At 71.1% G+C, this 15,881-nt stretch carries 18 protein-coding genes; 13 read left to right on the top strand and 5 right to left on the bottom strand.

The features are described 5' to 3' along the window. Positions 1 to 369 precede the first annotated feature (369 nt). Positions 370 to 762 carry a hypothetical protein gene (locus Aiant_RS15650; RefSeq protein ID WP_229829840.1) on the bottom strand — a complete coding sequence of 131 codons (393 nt, stop codon included), beginning with the start codon at positions 760 to 762 and terminating at the stop codon, positions 370 to 372. A gap of 163 nt (positions 763 to 925) precedes the next feature. On the opposite strand from Aiant_RS15650, the gene Aiant_RS15645 reads away from it, so the two are divergent. Continuing rightward, positions 926 to 2,020: a D-alanine--D-alanine ligase family protein gene (locus Aiant_RS15645; RefSeq protein ID WP_189328803.1), complete on the top strand. Its 1,095-nt coding sequence runs from the start codon at positions 926 to 928 to the stop codon at positions 2,018 to 2,020. Here the strand turns inward: Aiant_RS15645 and Aiant_RS15640 are convergent. Both Aiant_RS15640 and Aiant_RS15635 read right to left on the bottom strand, forming a co-directional pair. Then, complete coding sequence (locus Aiant_RS15640) at positions 2,017 to 2,667, bottom strand: DUF3515 family protein (protein WP_189328804.1); 651 nt, start codon at positions 2,665 to 2,667, stop codon at positions 2,017 to 2,019. The genes Aiant_RS15645 and Aiant_RS15640 overlap by 4 nt on opposite strands. Before the next feature lie 3 nt (positions 2,668 to 2,670). Then, positions 2,671 to 2,904, bottom strand: coding sequence for an Lrp/AsnC family transcriptional regulator (locus Aiant_RS15635; protein WP_189328976.1), 234 nt, complete (start codon positions 2,902 to 2,904; stop codon positions 2,671 to 2,673). A gap of 96 nt (positions 2,905 to 3,000) precedes the next feature. On the opposite strand from Aiant_RS15635, the gene Aiant_RS15630 reads away from it, so the two are divergent. Further along, positions 3,001 to 3,939: a thiamine-phosphate kinase gene (locus tag Aiant_RS15630; protein ID WP_189328805.1), complete on the top strand. Its 939-nt coding sequence runs from the start codon at positions 3,001 to 3,003 to the stop codon at positions 3,937 to 3,939. A gap of 13 nt (positions 3,940 to 3,952) precedes the next feature. Then, positions 3,953 to 4,417 (top strand): GNAT family N-acetyltransferase, encoded by a 465-nt coding sequence (locus Aiant_RS15625; protein WP_189328806.1) that lies wholly within the window; start codon positions 3,953 to 3,955, stop codon positions 4,415 to 4,417. 50 nt (positions 4,418 to 4,467) lie between these two features. Here Aiant_RS15625 and rpmB read toward each other — a convergent pair whose 3' ends face one another. Then, a complete protein-coding gene (rpmB, locus tag Aiant_RS15620) occupies positions 4,468 to 4,659 on the bottom strand; it encodes a 50S ribosomal protein L28 (protein WP_189328807.1) in 192 nt (63 codons plus the stop codon). 157 nt (positions 4,660 to 4,816) lie between these two features. On the opposite strand from rpmB, the gene Aiant_RS15615 reads away from it, so the two are divergent. Both Aiant_RS15615 and recG read left to right on the top strand, forming a co-directional pair. After that, positions 4,817 to 6,424, top strand: coding sequence for a DAK2 domain-containing protein (locus tag Aiant_RS15615; protein ID WP_189328808.1), 1,608 nt, complete (start codon positions 4,817 to 4,819; stop codon positions 6,422 to 6,424). Further along, positions 6,421 to 8,601 (top strand): ATP-dependent DNA helicase RecG, encoded by a 2,181-nt coding sequence (recG, locus tag Aiant_RS15610; protein ID WP_189328809.1) that lies wholly within the window; start codon positions 6,421 to 6,423, stop codon positions 8,599 to 8,601. The genes Aiant_RS15615 and recG overlap by 4 nt, the downstream gene beginning before the upstream one ends. Positions 8,602 to 8,658: 57 nt before the next feature. On the opposite strand, the gene Aiant_RS15605 is transcribed toward recG, so the two are convergent. Next, positions 8,659 to 10,188, bottom strand: a complete 1,530-nt coding sequence (locus Aiant_RS15605) for a cell wall anchor protein (RefSeq protein ID WP_189328810.1) — start codon at positions 10,186 to 10,188, stop codon at positions 8,659 to 8,661. Between the two features lie 393 nt (positions 10,189 to 10,581). On the opposite strand from Aiant_RS15605, the gene rsmD reads away from it, so the two are divergent. The 8 genes from rsmD to Aiant_RS15565 all read left to right on the top strand — a co-directional run bounded on the left by rsmD (position 10,582) and on the right by Aiant_RS15565 (position 15,875). Then, a complete protein-coding gene (gene rsmD, locus Aiant_RS15600; protein WP_189328811.1) occupies positions 10,582 to 11,145 on the top strand; it encodes a 16S rRNA (guanine(966)-N(2))-methyltransferase RsmD in 564 nt (187 codons plus the stop codon). After that, a complete protein-coding gene (coaD, locus tag Aiant_RS15595; RefSeq protein WP_189328812.1) occupies positions 11,142 to 11,621 on the top strand; it encodes a pantetheine-phosphate adenylyltransferase in 480 nt (159 codons plus the stop codon). Before rsmD ends, coaD begins: the two co-directional genes overlap by 4 nt. 92 nt (positions 11,622 to 11,713) lie before the next feature. After that, on the top strand, positions 11,714 to 12,211 hold the full coding sequence (locus Aiant_RS15590) for a hypothetical protein (protein WP_189328813.1): 498 nt from the start codon (positions 11,714 to 11,716) through the stop codon (positions 12,209 to 12,211). Between the two features lie 71 nt (positions 12,212 to 12,282). Then, on the top strand, positions 12,283 to 12,846 hold the full coding sequence (locus tag Aiant_RS15585) for a YceD family protein (RefSeq protein WP_189328977.1): 564 nt from the start codon (positions 12,283 to 12,285) through the stop codon (positions 12,844 to 12,846). Positions 12,847 to 12,851: 5 nt separating this feature from the next. After that, entirely contained in the window at positions 12,852 to 13,025 is a 174-nt protein-coding gene (gene rpmF / locus Aiant_RS15580) for a 50S ribosomal protein L32 (protein ID WP_067685631.1), read from the top strand. Positions 13,026 to 13,046: 21 nt separating this feature from the next. Continuing rightward, positions 13,047 to 13,949 (top strand): phosphate acyltransferase PlsX, encoded by a 903-nt coding sequence (locus Aiant_RS15575; RefSeq protein WP_189328978.1) that lies wholly within the window; start codon positions 13,047 to 13,049, stop codon positions 13,947 to 13,949. Continuing rightward, positions 13,946 to 14,683 (top strand): ribonuclease III, encoded by a 738-nt coding sequence (rnc, locus tag Aiant_RS15570; RefSeq protein ID WP_189328814.1) that lies wholly within the window; start codon positions 13,946 to 13,948, stop codon positions 14,681 to 14,683. Before Aiant_RS15575 ends, rnc begins: the two co-directional genes overlap by 4 nt. After that, complete coding sequence (locus Aiant_RS15565) at positions 14,661 to 15,875, top strand: mannosyltransferase family protein (protein WP_189328815.1); 1,215 nt, start codon at positions 14,661 to 14,663, stop codon at positions 15,873 to 15,875. The genes rnc and Aiant_RS15565 overlap by 23 nt, the downstream gene beginning before the upstream one ends. Positions 15,876 to 15,881: the final 6 nt, after the last annotated feature.

The raw sequence follows: 15,881 nt of genomic DNA, 5'->3' as shown, positions 1-15,881 counted from the left end.
GGTACGGGCTGGTCACAGTGGCCCTTTCGGGGTTCGGGATGGGGCGCTGGGTGCCAGCTGGACGGGTACGGGCTGGTGGTGGTGGCCCTTTCCGGGGGCCCGATAGGGCGCTGGGTGCCAGCCCGATGTTTTGGGCGGGGGACCGTGGCGGGTGGCGGGTGGACTGTGGCTGGGGTGCGTTGGCGTGAGGGCTGCGGTGGGGGTGGGGTGGCCGTGCGGGACAGCCGGGCCCGCACGACGCGCGTGGCGGTCGTGCGGGGGCCGGGCCTGGCGGGCCGATCGCCACGGGGCTCCGAGTCGTACAAGAAAAGCGACCGGAAACGGATCGGCGGTGTCGCGGCAGCGAGGGCGGTTTTTCGGCGGCCGGGGTCAGCGGGCGACGAAGTCGTGCAGCCAGTCCTGGGGGACCGGTTGGCCGGGGGCGGCGCCGATGCGGCGGAGGGCTTCGCCCGGGCGGATGCCGAGCAGGGCCAGGGTCATGGTGGCGAGCAGGGTCGTGCGGCCGAGCTCGGCGGTCGACTGGGTGACCACGAAACGGCCGGAACGGACCTCCCGGGCCAGCCGGGTGGCCAGCGCGACCATCTCGGTGGCCTCCTTGCGCGGGGCCGTCTCGTCCGGATCGGGGTAGGCGACCAGCTCGATCCCGGCGACCTGCGGCGCGGGCGGCCGGTGCCGCGCGCTGTGCACCAGGACCTGGACGCCGGCCCGGGCCAGCGCGCCCAGTTCCTGCGGCGACCAGGGCTCGTCACGCGGGTGGGACATCGTGGCCAACTGGCCCGGTCCCGGACCCGCGATCACGTGGAGTGCTGGACCCATTGACTGTTCGTCTCCCCGTGCCGTGGCAGCGGCCGCCGCGATCCCATATCTGGCTTACGCAGAGTAGGGTCACCCCCGGCAAGCCCGCTAGCGAGAGGCGCAGAGAAGAGTGACGACCCCCCGGAAGACCCGTGTCGCGATCGTGTTCGGCGGCCGCAGCACTGAGCACGCCATTTCCTGCGTGAGCGCGGGGGCCATCCTGGGTGCGCTGGACCCCGACCAGTACGAGACGGTTCCGGTCGGAATCACCCGGGAGGGTCGCTGGGTGCTTGCCGCGGGCGACCCGTCCCAGCTCGCCATCGCCGACTCCCGGCTGCCCGAGATCACCGCCAGCTCCGGTAACTCGGTGGTGCTGGCGGCCGACCCGACCGCCACCGAGCTGATCGTGCGCGACCCGGCCGAGGGCGTCTCGGAGCTGGCCGGCGTGGACGTGGTCTTCCCGGTGCTGCACGGCGCGTACGGGGAGGACGGCACCATCCAGGGGATGCTGGAGATGGCCGGGATTCCGTACGTCGGGGCGAACGTCTTCGCGTCGGCGGCCGCGATGGACAAGGAGTTCACCAAGAAGCTGGCCGCCGCCGAGGGCATCCCGGTCGGGCCGTACGCGGTGCTGCGCGCCGGTGCCGAGCTCGCCGACGAGGACAAGGAGCGGCTCGGGCTGCCCGTGTTCGTGAAGCCGTCGCGGGCCGGCTCGTCCACCGGCATCACCAAGGTCACCGACTGGGCGGACCTGGACGCGGCGATCGCCACGGCCCGGGAGATCGACCCGAAGGTGCTGGTCGAGGCCGCGATCGTGGGCCGCGAGATCGAGTGCGGCGTGCTGGAGGGTGAGTACGGCGGCGCGCCCCAGGCGTCCCTGCTCGCCGAGATCCACATGGACGACGCGGACTGGTACGACTTCGAGACGAAGTACCTCGTCGGCAGCCGCTACACGATCCCGGCGGCGCTCGGGCACGACCTGACCAAGCAGGTCCAGGAGTACGCGCTGCGGACCTTCGTGGCGCTGGACTGCGCCGGCCTGGCCCGCGTCGACTTCTTCGTCACGGCCGACGGGCAGGTCTTCCTCAACGAGATCAACACTATGCCGGGGATGACGCCGACCTCGATGTTCCCCCAGATGTGGGCGGCCACCGGGCTGGAATACCCGAAGGTGGTGGACCGGCTGATCCGCACCGCCCTGCGGCGCGGGACCGGCCTGCACTAGGGCTTGCAGCCGCTCGGCACACCCGCGGTGATCGACTTGTCGGTCTCGACCAGGATGTCGGAGAACTCGTTCGCCCACTGGGCGCGGTTGTCGTAGGAGGTCGGCACGACCACCTGCACCGGGACCTCACGGTCCAGCGTGGTGAAGGTGGTCTGCCCGGCGCTCTCCGCCGAGTACCAGCACACCCTGTTCATCAGCAGGACGTCGGTGACCAGGGGCACGCACGTCCCGGACGTGTCGTCCACGGTGGCGCACATCGTGGGCTGCGCGACGCCGCAGGACAGGGTGATCGGCGGCTCGCCGAACGCCGCGTTCTGCTCCGGGCCGGCGCTGACCTTGCGGGCCGGCAGGTTGCGCACCTGGGTCGGCAGCTGCGAGGTGACCGCCAGGCACACCCGTTTCGACCGCTCGGTGAGCGTGGGGGCGGCGACCTCGACCGCCGTGCCGGGCACGGCGATCGGGCCGCTCGCGACCGGCGCCGGGTCGGCCTCCGGATCCGGTGAGACCACGAGGAACGCGACGAGCCCCACGATCAGCATCACCGGCACGGCCACCGCGGTCGCCCAGACGGCGGCGATCCGGGTGGTGTTGTCCGGCTTCTTCTCCCCGGTCTCGGGGCTGCCCTGCGGGGTGTCGACGTCGACCATGGTTCAGAGGTTTACCACGGAGCACGTGAGGGTCCGGGTGATACCCGGCACGTACTGGACCTTGCTCACAATCAGGCTGCCCAGCTCGTCCACGGTGTGCGCCTCGGTCAGCACGACGACGTCGTACGGCCCGGTCACCGCGTCGACCCGGACCACTCCCGGTATTTTCTCGATCGCGGCGGCCACGTCACGGGCCCTCCCGACCTCCGTTTGAATGAGGATGTATGCCTGGACCACGATCGACTCCAATCCGCCACCGTCGGTGATCCCCGGTCGTGAAACTACCGTACGAAGCGGCCCGGCAGCGGGACGCCACCATCGAAGGACGTGGACGTGAGTATCGCAGAGTCCGGTGAATTCGGACTGATAGGTCGAATCGTGTCACGACTGGATACGGGATCGGCCACCCTGCTCGGCCCGGGTGACGACGCCGCCGTGGTACGCGCGGCCGACGGCCGGGTGGTGGCCTCCACCGACGTGCTCGTGGAGGGCCGCCACTTCCGCCGGGACTGGTGCGGGCCGGCCGACGTCGGGCACCGGGCCGCCGCGGCGAACCTGGCCGACATCGCGGCGATGGGCGCCACCCCGACCGCGTTGCTGGTCGCCTTCTGCCTCCCGGCGAACCTGGACATCGCCTGGGCCGAGGGGCTGGCGGACGGGCTGACCGCGGAGGCCGCGCTCTGCGGGGCGGCGGTGGTCGGCGGGGACATGTCGTCCAGCCCGACGCTGACCGTCTCGGTGACCGCGCTGGGCGACCTGGGCGGCCGGGAGCCGGTGCGCCGGGGCGGCGCCCAGCCGGGCGACCTGCTCGCGCTCAGCGGGCGGGTCGGGTACGCCGCGGCCGGCTACACCATCCTGTCGCGGGGCTTCCGGACGCCGAAGATACTGGTCGAGGCGTATCGGCGGCCGGTCGTGCGGTACGCGGCCGGCCCGGAGGCGGCCCGGCTCGGCGCCACCTCGATGATCGACGTGTCGGACGGCCTGCTCCAGGACGTCGGGCACCTGGCGACCGCCAGCCTGGTCGGCATCGACATCCGGTCGGACGCCTTCGAGGTGCCCGACCAGATGCGGGACGCGGCCACCGCGCTCGGGGTGGATCCGTACCAGTGGCTGCTCGCCGGTGGCGAGGATCACCCGCTGGCGGCCACCTTCCCGGCCGGGACGCCGCTGCCGGAGGGCTGGACCGTGATCGGCTCGGTGCACGACGGTGCCGGGGTGACGGTCGACCGCAAGCCCTGGACCGGGGCGGTGGGGTGGGACCACTTCCGCTGATTACGCTGGCCGCGTGGTTGAGTTCAAGATCAGATCGGCTCGGTACGACGAGCCGGAGGTGACGGAGCTGGTCGCGCACAACATGCGTGACCTCTCCGAGCGGTACGGCGGCACCAGCGACGCCACCCCGATCGACGTGGCCGATTTCCTCCCGCCGGACGGCGACTTCCTGGTGGCCGTCCGGGTGGCCGACGGCCGCCTGGTGGCCAGCGCGGGATGGCGGCGGCACGGCTCGGACGCCGAGCTGAAGCGGATGTTCACGCTGGCCGAGGCGCGGGGCCGGGGACTGGCCCGGCGGATGCTGGCCGCGATCGAGGAGTCCGCGCGGGCGGCCGGCTGCGGGCGGGTCATCCTGGAGACCGGGGACAAGCAGCCCGAGGCGATCGCGCTCTACGAGTCCGCCGGATACGAGCGGATCGAGGACTTCGGGTATTACAAGGGTTATGCGGGCGTGCTGTCGTACGCCAAGAAGATCTGACGCCGAAAAGCCGCCGGGTCAATGACCCGGCGGCTTTTCGCAACGCTCGATCAGGCGCGGGAAACCTTGCCCGCCTTGATGCACGAGGTGCAGACCTTCAGCTTCTTGGTGGTCCCGCCACCGGCCGGGGTGCGCACCGACTGGATGTTCGGGTTCCAGCGGCGGTTGGTCCGCCGGTGCGAGAAGGACACGTTGTGGCCGAAGCCCGGTCCCTTGCCACAGACGTCGCACACGCTAGCCACGGGATACTCCTGGGTTTGAAGAAAAACTTGATGGCGCCCAGGGAAGAACCGCCCAGGCAACCCGGCGAGCTTACCCGATCAGAAGCCGGGACAGCCAATCGCCCCCGGTCAGGGTGCGTACCCCGCGTTTGTCAGGGGTGGTTAGTACGATTTTCGCGTGCTGGAGACCCTCGATGCCGCCGCTGTGCACCGCTGGTGCGACGGTGGGCTGGAGGCGCTCCGTGCCCACCAGCGTGAGATCGACGACCTGAACGTCTACCCCGTCCCCGACGGCGACACCGGCACCAACCTGGTGCTCACCCTGACCGCGGCCCAGGAGGCGGTGGCGTCGGCCCTGCACGAGGAGCCGCGCACCCCGCTCGGCCGGCTGATGGCCCGGATGGCCCGCGGCGCCCTGCTCGGCGCCCGGGGCAACTCGGGGGTCATCGTCTCGCAGATCCTGCGCGGCATGGCCGACTCGTTCGCCAGCGCGGTCGCGGTCCGCGGCGCCGAGCTGGCCCGCGCGCTGCGCGAGGCCACCGACGCGGCCTATGCCGCGGTGGCCCGGCCGGTCGAGGGCACGGTGCTCTCCGTGGTCGCGGCCGCGGCCGAGGGCGCCGGCAAGACCAGATCCGACAATCTGGTCACGGTTGCCAGGGCGGCGGCCAGGGCCGCCGCGGAGGCCCTCGACCGTACGCCGCAGCAGCTCCCCGTCCTGGCCCGGGCCGGGGTGGTGGATGCCGGCGGTCGCGGGCTCTGCGTGCTTCTCGACGCACTGGTCGACACCGTGGAGGAGGCCGAGTTCGAGCCGTCCGCGCCGCCCGCCGTCGCGTCCGTGCCCGCGCTCGCTCCGGAGCCGGCCGAGAGCGACTGCGCGGGGCAGGGCTACGAGGTGCAGTTCCTGGTCGACGCGGAGGCCACCGCGGTCGACCGGCTCCGGGAGACGCTGGCCGGCCTGGGCGAGTCGCTCGTGATCGTCGGCACCGGCGACGACGGCGGCGACGGCCTCCCGACGTGGAACGTGCACGTCCACGTTCCCGTCGCGGCGATCGGCCCGGCTGTCGAGGCGGGCGTCACAGCCGGCCGGCCGTACAAGATAAGCGTCACCCACCTCGCGGAGAAGCGGCCCGGCACCGAGGCGCGCGGCGCCGTCGTGGTCGCCGCCGGCGACGGGCTGACCGCGCTCTTCGAGGCCGAGGGCGCCGTGGTGGTCGGCCGCAACCCGTCCACCGCCGAGATGCTGGCCGCCGTGCACGCCTGCGGCGCCGCCTCGGTGGTCCTGTTGCCCAACGACGCGAACACGCACGCCGTGGCGATCGCCGCGGCCCGCGAGGCGGAGGCGGCCGGGGTGCACGTCAGCGTGGTGCCGACCCGCTCCCCGGTGCAGGCCCTGGCCGCGCTCGCGGTGCGCGACCACGGCCGCCCGTTCGCCGACGACGTGATCGCGATGGCCGAGGCGGCCGGCGCCTGTCGATACGGCGAGGTCTGCACCGCCCAGCGCGACGCGCTGACGGTCGCCGGCCCGTGCCGGGCCGGCGACCTGCTCGGCCTGGTCGACGGCGAGGTGCACGTGATCGGCACCGACCTCGGCGACGTCAGCCACCGCCTGCTGGACCGGATGCTCGGCGGCGGCGGCGAGCTGGTCACCCTGGTCCTCGGCGCCGACGCGTCCCCCGAGCTGGAGGGCGACCTGCGCGGTCACGTGCACCGCACCTGGCCGTTCATCGAGTTGCAGTGCTACGCGGGCGGACAACCCCGTTACCACCTGTTGGCAGGAGTCGAATGACCACGACCGACACCCCGCTGGACAAGGTGCTCGGCGCCAAGACGGCCAAGGCTCTCGCGGAGTACCTGGAGCTGCACACGGCGGGCGACCTGATCTATCACTTCCCCCGGCGCTACGACGAGCGTGGCGAGCACACCGACCTGCGTCAGCTGGAGGTCGGCGAGCAGGTCACCGTGCTGGCCCAGGTGCAGGGGATCGCCGTCAAGCCGATGCGGGCGCGCAAGGGCAACATGCTGGAGGTGACCATCGGCGACGGCTCCGGGGCCACCCTCACCTGCACGTTCTTCAACCAGGCGTGGCGCGAGCGGGAGCTGCTGCGCGGCCGGTGGGGCCTGTTCGCCGGCAAGGTCACCGAGTTCCGCGGCAAGCGGCAGCTCAACGGCCCGGCCTATCAGCTGCTCAAGGCGGACGCCACGCAGGACGAGGCGGCCGAGGAGATCGAGGAGTTCGCCGGCGCGCTGATCCCGGTCTACCCGGCCGCGGAGAAGGTGCCGACCTGGGTGATCGCCAAGTGTGTGCGGACCCTGCTGGACACCTTCCAGCCGCCGGACGATCCGATGCCCGGCTCGGTGCGGGCGAAACGCAACCTGGTCGGGATCGGCACCGCGCTGCGGGAGATCCACCGGCCCAGCTCCGAGGCCGCGCTCTACGCGGCGAAACACCGGCTGAAGTGGGACGAGGCGTTCGCCGTCCAGCTCACCCTGGCCCAGCGCCGGGCGCGTGCCGCGGCCGCTCCGGGGACCGCCCGGCCGCGGCGTGACGGTGGCCTGCTGGACAAGTTCGACGCGGCCCTGCCGTACGAGCTGACCGAGGGGCAGGCGTCGGTCGGGGAGGAGATCGCCGCCGACCTGTCCCGGGCGCACCCGATGCACCGGCTGCTCCAGGGCGAGGTGGGCTCCGGCAAGACGCTGGTCTCGGTGCGCGCCATGCTCCAGGTGGTCGACGCCGGCGGCCAGGCCGCCCTGCTCGCGCCCACCGAGGTCCTGGCCACCCAGCACTTCCGGGGGATCAGCGCCCAGCTCGGCGCGCTGGGCCGGGCCGGTGAGCTGGACGGTGACCTCGACGGCACCCAGCTGACGCTGGTCACCGGCTCACTGGGCGCGGCCGCCCGGCGTGCGGCCCTGGCCAAGGTCGCCGACGGGACCGCCGGGATCGTGGTGGGCACGCACGCTCTGCTCTACGAGGGGGTCGACTTCAAGGATCTCGGCCTGATCGTGGTCGACGAGCAGCACCGCTTCGGTGTGGAGCAGCGGGACGCGCTGCGCGCCAAGGCCGCCCGCCCGCCACACGTGCTGGTGATGACCGCGACACCGATCCCGCGGACGGTGGCGATGACCGTGTACGGCGACCTGGAGACGTCGGTGCTCTCCCAGTTGCCGCGCGGCCGGTCGCCGATCGCCTCGCACGTGGTCCCAGCCCTGGAGAAACCGGCCTACCTCGATCGCGCCTGGAAACGGGTGAAGGAGGAGGTGGCGGCCGGCCACCAGGCCTACGTGGTGTGCCCGCGGATCGGCGAGGACGAGGAGTCGCCACTCTCGGACACGGACGGCGAGTCCGCCCGCCGCCCGCCGCTGGCCGTCACCGAGGTGCTTCCCGCGCTCCAGCAGGAGTATCTGAAGGGCCTGCGGATCGAGATGCTGCACGGCAAGATGCCGCCGGACGAGAAGGACGCGGTGATGCGCCGGTTCGCCGCCGGCGAGGTGGACGTGCTGGTGGCCACCACGGTGATCGAGGTCGGCGTCGACGTGCCGAACTCCACCGTCATGATCATCATGGATGCCGACCGGTTCGGCGTGTCCCAGCTGCACCAGCTGCGCGGCCGGGTGGGCCGGGGCTCGGCGCCCGGCATCTGCCTGCTGCACACCGAGGCCGTGGAGGGCTCGGCGGCCCGCGAGCGGCTGGACGCGGTCGCCTCCACCACGGACGGCTTCAAGCTCTCCGAGATCGACCTGGAACAGCGGCGGGAGGGTGACGTGCTGGGCGCCTCGCAGTCCGGCAAGCACTCGCACCTGCGGCTGCTCTCGCTGCTCCGCGACGAGAAACTGATCAAGGAGGCCCGGGTCGAGGCGGCCGAGCTGGTCGGCGACGACCCCGACCTGGCCGGGCATCCGGCGCTGGCCGCCTCGGTGGCGGCGCTGGTCGACGAGGACCGCGCGGAGTACCTGGAGAAGGGCTGACACGGAAAAGGGGCGCCGACCGTGAGGTCGGCGCCCCTTCTCAGGGCTCAGCCGCTATCAGGCGGTGAACTTGGTCTTGCGACGACGGGCGATGAAGAACATCGCCACACCGCCACCGAGCAGCAGGACCGCGATACCCGCGATGCTGCCGGCCGCCGCACCGGTCACCGGCAGGGACGGCTCGTCGCTCGCCACCGGGGTGGTGGAGACGGACGCGCTCGGGGTGGCGCTCGGGGTGCCACACTCGATGTCCTTGACCGCGACCTTCAGCGGCTCCAGCTTGAGGCCCTCGAAGGCGACCGTGGCGAACTTGGCCTCGGTCAGCTTGAAGGTCGCCTTCTCCTCGGAGTCGGCCTTGACCGTGACGGTCTTGGTCTCGTCGCCGTAGGTCACCTTGGCGGTCACCGGGGTGACGTCCTTCGGGTTGTCGATGACGACGGTGACGTTGGTGCAGTCGTTCTGGATGGTGACGGCCGGCGGGGCGCAGTCCTCGGGACGCGTCCAGCTGTACTTCTTCTCCTCCAGGCCCGGGGCGCTGACGGTGACGTCACCGGAGCCGGCCGGGATGGTGAGGGTGTCGGCCTTGCCGGCGGCGACGGTCACGGTCTTGGTCTCGTTGCCGTACTTGACGGTGAAGGTGACGTCGTACTTGCCGAACTTGCCGTTGTTGCTCAGGTTCAGCGTCAGGTCGCCGGTGCAGGACGAGACGGGCGCGACGGCCGGCGTGGTGCAGGCCTTGCCGCCGCCGTTGTACCAGCCCTGCGGGCCCGTGGAGCGGCCGCCGAGGCCGGACTTGCTGCCCAGCTTGGTGTCGCCGTAGCGGGCGCCATCCTTGGTCATCGGCGTGATGACCTTGTCACCGAAGAACAGGTCGACCTGGGTGTTGCAGTCGGGCGCCTCGACCTCGAGGTCGACCGAGCTCTCCTTGTCGGAGATGGTCTTGGTCTGGCTCTGGTACTCGTACTGCGGCCAGTTGTCGCCGTTCTTGTCGTTCGGCTGCGGCGTGAAGTACGAGACCAGGGTGACCGGCTCGTCGTGGCAGAGCCGCGTCGTCGCGTCCAGCTTCACCGTGGACTTCCACTTGCCGTCGACCAGCGCGAAGGTGTGAGTGAACTTCGGCGGGTTGGTCTCGCAGGTGGGCGCCGGCGGGGTGCAGCCCTGCTTCAGCTGAACCTTGGCCTTGTTGTTCGGCGTGGACTCGGTGTAGCCGTCCTGCGGCCACGACGCGGTGAAGGAGAGCTCGACCTCGGTGCCGCTGTCGAACGTCTGGGTGAAGACGGCCTCGCCGAAGTGGTTGTGCTGGGCGGCCGGCAGCACGAAGCCGCTGGTGAGCTCGTGACCGTTGGCGTCGACGGGGGCGGTGCCACCGGCGGTGATCTGCAGGTTGCTGATCGTCGCGTCGGTCTTGTAGTCGTTGGTGAGGGTCCACTTGACGACGTTCTTGCCGTCCGTGCCGCACTGGGCGGCACCGGTGACCCAAGCGTCGTGAGCGCTGGCGGGGGCGGCGATGGCCACGACACCCGTCAGGCCGACCACCGCACCCGCGAGGAGGGTCGCGGTGCGGCGAAGCGTTGACTTGATTTTCACGCCTTCTCCTGCGGAGGGGAACAGGGGGACTCACAGGAAGAGAAACGGAGACCGCTGTGGATGGGCAGTCGGTCTACGACGACACCTCCCCGCGTCGTCGTGTCGGCGGCGTACCGACGACACAGCGGCGTTGACCTTAGCCACGTCCCGGCGCTAACGAAACAATTAAGCGCCCTCCAAGGGTGTTGATGCGCATCTGAGATCTTCGTTAGACGGTATGGAATCTTGGGAATGCGCTACGTGTCCGAACAAGCCTGCAATTGCGGTGAAATCGCACGCCGGTGAGTTATGCCCGAGCACCCCATGGGACGGTTCATAGTGGGCGGCGCCGGTGGCCGTCCCGGCTCTGACGTAGCGTCGTGTTGTGCTAGTGAGGAACTACGGCGGACGCCGATGACCAGGATCATCGCGGGCGCCCACGGCGGCCGGCGGCTGCAGACCCTGTTCGGGGCGAACACCCGGCCCACATCGGACCGGGTGCGGGAGGCGTTCTTCAGCGCCCTCGACTCGATGACCGATCTGTCCGGTGCGCGGTTCGCTGACCTGTACGCCGGATCCGGCGCGATCGGTCTGGAGGCGTTGTCCCGCGGGGCGGATCACGCTCTTCTGGTCGAATCGGACGCCAAGGCGGCCCGGGTGATCCGGGAGAACGTCGCGATGCTCAAAGTGGCCGGCTCGGCACGCTTGGTCACCTCGAAGGTGTTGCCGGTGCTCGCCGATCCCCCGGCCGGGGGGCCGTACGACGTGGTCTTCGCCGACCCGCCCTACGCGCTGGGTGGCGACGAGGTCGACGCTGTGCAACAGGCGCTGCTGGCCGGCGGCTGGCTGGCGCCGGACGCCGTCGTGGTGTTCGAGAGGTCCCGCCGGACAGGACCGCTGACCTGGGTGGACGGGCTCACCGAGGATCGCTCCCGCCGCTACGGGGACACCACTCTTTGGTACGGTCGCCGATCATGAGACGAGCGGTGTGCCCCGGCTCCTTCGACCCGGTCACGAACGGTCACCTCGACATCGTCGGGCGGGCCAGCCGGCTGTTCGACGAGGTGATCGTCGGAGTTCTGATCAACCAGTCGAAGTCCGGGCTGTTCGCCATCGAGGAACGGCTCGAGATGCTCAGCGAGGTGACCGCGCCGTACAAGAATGTGCGCGTGATGGCCTTTCACGGGCTGCTGGTCGACTTCTGCCGGGACCAGGGCGCCGCTGTCGTGGTCAAAGGAATACGCGCGGTGAGCGACTTCGACTACGAGTTGCAGATGGCGCAGATGAATATCGGGCTCTCCGGTGTGGAGACGTTGTTCATGCCGACCAACCCGCTCTATTCGTTCCTGTCTTCCAGTCTGGTCAAAGACGTGGTCAAGTGGGGTGGCGACGCTTCGGCGTACCTTCCGGACCCGGTGCTGGCCCGGCTGGTGAACAGGCTGAAGCAGAATTAGGAGCCTCCGGCGCGCCGAGATCCGGCGGGGCGGCGGCACAGTAACGTGATCGCACCACGCTGGGTGGCGGTTCGACGACGGGAGTGACACCGGTGGATCCGCTCGACCGTATCGACGAGCTCATCGAGCTCGTCCAGGACGCGCGCTCCGTGCCGATGTCGCGGACGAACTTCATGTTCGACCGCGGCGAGATGATCGAGCGGCTGGAGGAGCTCCGTGCCGAGCTCCCCTCCGAGCTGCGCAAGGCGGCCGCGGTCCTGGACGAGCGGGACCGGATCGTCGACGCCGGCCGCCGTGAGGCCGACCGGATCATCAGTGAGGGTGAGGCCGAGCACGCCCGCCTGGTCTCGGTGAACGAGATCACCGTCTCCGCCGAGCACGAGGGTGCCCGGATCATCGCCGAGGCGCGGGGCGAGGCCCAGCGGCTGCGTGAGGAGGTCGACGACTACGTCGACACCGCCCTGGCCAACTTCGAGCAGTTCCTGACCCGGGCGCTGGCATCGATCGAGCGGGGCCGTGACAAGATGCACGCGCTCCGGGAGATCGGCACCTTCCAGGGTGAGGACGCCGAGAGGCCCCTCCCGTTCTAGAGCCCGATTCGACGACGTCCCGCAAGCTCAGGTAATGTTTTCGGTCGGCCTACCCATGGCTGAGGATCATGATGCCCAAGTCACCGCAGAGACACCTGGACCCCAGGCAGCCGCTGGTCGTCGACACGACGAAACTACCCCGGCAGCCTGGTGCGACGCGTGCCCTGAAACGGGTGGCGGCGGCGCCGGCGGACCTCGGCCTGGAGTTGATCTCGGTCCCCGAGGGATCCGACCTCGAGCTCGATCTGACGCTCACGTCGGTTTCCGAAGGGGTCTATGTCAGCGGCACCGTGCGCGGCTCGCTCAGCGGCGAGTGCGGCCGGTGCCTCAACGAGATCGACGAGTCGTTCGAGGTGTCCCTCGGGGAGATGTTCGCCTACGAGGACAGCACCACGGAGGAGACCACCGACGAGGACGAGGTGGGCCGGATGCAGGGCGACCTGATCGACCTGGAGCCGGTGGTGCGGGACGCGGTGGTGCTGACCCTGCCGACCAACCCGCTCTGCCGGACGGACTGCCCAGGGTTGTGCCCCGAGTGCGGGGTGCACTTCGACGACCTTCCGGCTGATCACAGCCATGAGGAAGTCGACCCCCGCTGGGCCGCTTTGCGCAATCTTCCGAGTAATGAGGAGTAGGAACCGTGGCCGTCCCCAAGCGCAAGATGTCGCGCAGCAACACCCGCTCGCGCCGGGCGAACTGGAAGGCGACCGCGGTCTCGACCGTGGCCTGCCCCCAGTGCAAGTCGCCGAAGCTGCCGCACGCCGCCTGCTCGGTCTGCGGCACCTACAACGGCCGTCAGGTCCTCGAGGTCTGACGACGCCGAGTGACGCGCCCGATCACCGGGCGGGTCGTACCTGAGCAGTGGCGTCCCACCGGTGCTCCGGCTCCCCGCAGGGAGCCGGGCACCGCGCGGATCGCCGTCGACCTCCTCGGCGGGGACCAAGCTCCCGCCGTCGTGGTTGACGGCGCTCTGCGTGCCTTCGCAGACGACCCGACCCTGCATCTGACTCTCGTCGGCCCGGCCGAAGCCGCCGACGCGGTGGTCGCTGCCGTCCATCCGGCCCGGCGCCACCGCCTCACCACCGTGCTCGGCGGCACCGCCGCCGATGCCGTCGCCGCCGGCCAGGCCGACGCCCTGGTCTCCGCGGGCGACACCGCCGTGACGGTGCTCTCCGCCGCACGCGCCCTGGGCCGCTGGCCCGGCATCCGCCGCCCCCCGCTCGCCGCCGTGCTGCCCACCGCCGCCGGCCGCCTCGTGCTGCTCGACGTCGGCTCGACCGTCGACCCCGACGAGGAGACGCTCGCCACGCACGCCCGGCTCGGCGCCGCCTACGCCACCGCGGTCCACGGCCTGGCCGAGCCCCGGGTCGGCCTGCTCACCATCGGCACCGAGCACGGCAAGGGCGACCGCCTGCGACGGGCCGCCGCGCGGCTCCTCCAAGATCTCCCGCTGAACTACGCCGGCCTGGTCGAGGGCAGCGACGTGGTGCTCGGCCGAGCCGCTGACGTCGTGGTCACCGACGGCTTCACCGGAAACGTGCTCCTCAAAGCCCTCGAAGCGGCCACCAGGCCGAAAGAAACGGACGAAACGCCCGCCGCCGTGCTGCTCGGTGTCCACGGCGTCGTGGTGGTCTGCCACGGCGCCGCCACCGGCACCGATCTCGCCAAGGGCATCGCCTTCGCCGCCGATCTGCACCGCCATCGCAGGATTGATGTCGTACAACGAGGTATCGCATGAATGACAAGCGCCGCCGTCCCCCCACCCTCCCCCTGGAAGAGGCCTTCGGCATCCCGTTCGAGGCAGACCTGCTGGAACGAGCGCTGACCCACCGCTCGTACGCGTACGAGAACGGCGGCCTGCCCACCAACGAACGCCTGGAGTTCCTCGGCGACTCGGTCCTCGGCGTGGTGATCACCTCCGCGCTCTTCCACAACCACCCGGACCTGCCCGAGGGCCAGCTCGCCAAGCTGCGGGCCAGCGTGGTCAACATGCACGCGCTCGCCGACGTGGCCCGCGGCCTGGGCGAGGACGGCCTCGGCCCGCACCTGCTGCTCGGCAAGGGCGAGGAGACCACCGGCGGCCGGGACAAGGCCAGCATCCTGGCCGACACCCTGGAGGCGCTGCTCGGCGCGATCTACCTGGAGCACGGCCTGGAGACCGCCAGCGAGGTGATCCACCGCCTGTTCGACCCGCTGATGGCCGAGTCGGCCGGCCGGGGCGCCGCGCTGGACTGGAAGACCAGCCTCCAGGAGCTGACCGCCGCACTCGGGCTGGGCGTGCCGGACTACGTGATCGAGGACTCCGGCCCGGACCACGCCAAGACGTTCACCGCCTGGGTGGTGGTCGCCGGCGTCCGCTACGGCGGCTCCGACGGGCGCAGCAAGAAGCAGGCCGAACAGCGTGCCGCCGCGGCTGCCTGGCGGACCCTATCGGAGCGGAATGAAGCCGATGGCGACGACAAGCCCGAGTGAGGCGGCGCCGGTGGCTCCGGACGAGACGGAGAACCACCGGGAGACCCTCTGGGAGAAGGCCGGTGGCGGCACGGGGGTGGCCGTCGCGGTCGGCCTGCTGGCGCTGACCCGGGTCGCCCAGCTGCTGATGATCTGGTGGCTGGGCGGCGCGTCGACGCAGACCGGTGGCGGCGTGTTCCAGCGGCTGCTGGTCTGGGACGGCGGCTGGTTCCTGCGGGTCGCGATGGACGGGTACCCGCACGGTTACACGTACGACGCCAGCCACGTGCTGCAAGCCAACGAGCTGGCGTTCTTCCCGCTGTACCCGATGCTGATCCGCGGCGTCACGCTGCTCGGGGTGCCGGCCAGCAACGCCGCGCTCGGGGTGGCCTGGATCGCCTCCATCGGGGCGGCGGTCGCGCTGCACCTGCTCGGGACCACCCTGTACGGCAAGCGGGCCGGCTGGGCGCTGGTGGCGATCTGCTGCACGGCTCCGGTCTCCGTGGTGCTCTCCATGGCGTACTCGGAAAGCCTTTTCATCGCGATGGTGGCGGGCATGCTCGCCGCGGCGCACCGCAAGGCGTGGCTGCCGGCCGGTCTCCTCGGCCTCGGCGCCGCGCTGACCCGCCCGACCGGCGCCGCCGCGGCGATCGCGCTGGCGGTCGCCGCGCTGATGACGGTCCGCGAGATCCGGGCGGCCAAGAGCACCGAGAGCATCTGGAGCCCGCTCGCCGCGGCGGCCACCGCCCTGGCCGGCGTCCCGCTCTTCCTCGGCTGGGTCGGCTGGCGGGTCGGCGACTGGTCGGCCTGGTTCAAGATCCAGACGGCCGGGTGGGGCACCTCGTTCGACTACGGCCGCAGCACGGTCACCTTCGTCCGGGACGCGCTGACCACCGGCGACAACTGGGTGCAGGTCAGTGTCGCGTTCCTGCTGCTGGCCGCGCTCGCCGCCGCCGGCGTGGCACTGGCCCGCAAACCCTGGCTGCCGCTCGCCGTCTACGGCGTGATCGCCATGGTCCTGGTCTACGGTCAGGCCGGCTTCTACCATTCCAAGCCACGGCTGCTGCTGCCCGTACTGTTGACGCTCCTGCCCGGTGTCGTCGCCGCCGCCCGCGCCCGCCCCCGGGTCGCGATCCTGGCGATCGGCGGCTGGGCGTTCTTCGGTCTCTGGTACGGCGCCTACCTGATCACCGTCTGGCCCTACACGATGTGAGGACCC

It is taken from the genome of Actinoplanes ianthinogenes (assembly GCF_018324205.1).
GTDB classification, from domain to species: Bacteria; Actinomycetota; Actinomycetes; order Mycobacteriales; family Micromonosporaceae; genus Actinoplanes; species Actinoplanes ianthinogenes.
This window is presented reverse-complemented; position numbering and strand designations above follow the sequence as displayed.

Excerpts from the sequence above, each read along its gene's own strand:
- Aiant_RS15650 (WP_229829840.1), bottom strand. The coding sequence starts at position 762 with ATGTCCCACCCGCGTGACGAGCCCTGGTCGCCGCAGGAACTGGGCGCG.
- rsmD (WP_189328811.1), top strand. The coding sequence starts at position 10,582 with ATGACCAGGATCATCGCGGGCGCCCACGGCGGCCGGCGGCTGCAGACC.
- recG (WP_189328809.1), top strand. The coding sequence starts at position 6,421 with ATGACCACGACCGACACCCCGCTGGACAAGGTGCTCGGCGCCAAGACG.
- coaD (WP_189328812.1), top strand. The coding sequence starts at position 11,142 with ATGAGACGAGCGGTGTGCCCCGGCTCCTTCGACCCGGTCACGAACGGT.
- Aiant_RS15565 (WP_189328815.1), top strand. The coding sequence starts at position 14,661 with ATGGCGACGACAAGCCCGAGTGAGGCGGCGCCGGTGGCTCCGGACGAG.
- Aiant_RS15640 (WP_189328804.1), bottom strand. The coding sequence starts at position 2,667 with ATGGTCGACGTCGACACCCCGCAGGGCAGCCCCGAGACCGGGGAGAAG.
- Aiant_RS15585 (WP_189328977.1), top strand. The coding sequence starts at position 12,283 with ATGCCCAAGTCACCGCAGAGACACCTGGACCCCAGGCAGCCGCTGGTC.
- rnc (WP_189328814.1), top strand. The coding sequence starts at position 13,946 with ATGAATGACAAGCGCCGCCGTCCCCCCACCCTCCCCCTGGAAGAGGCC.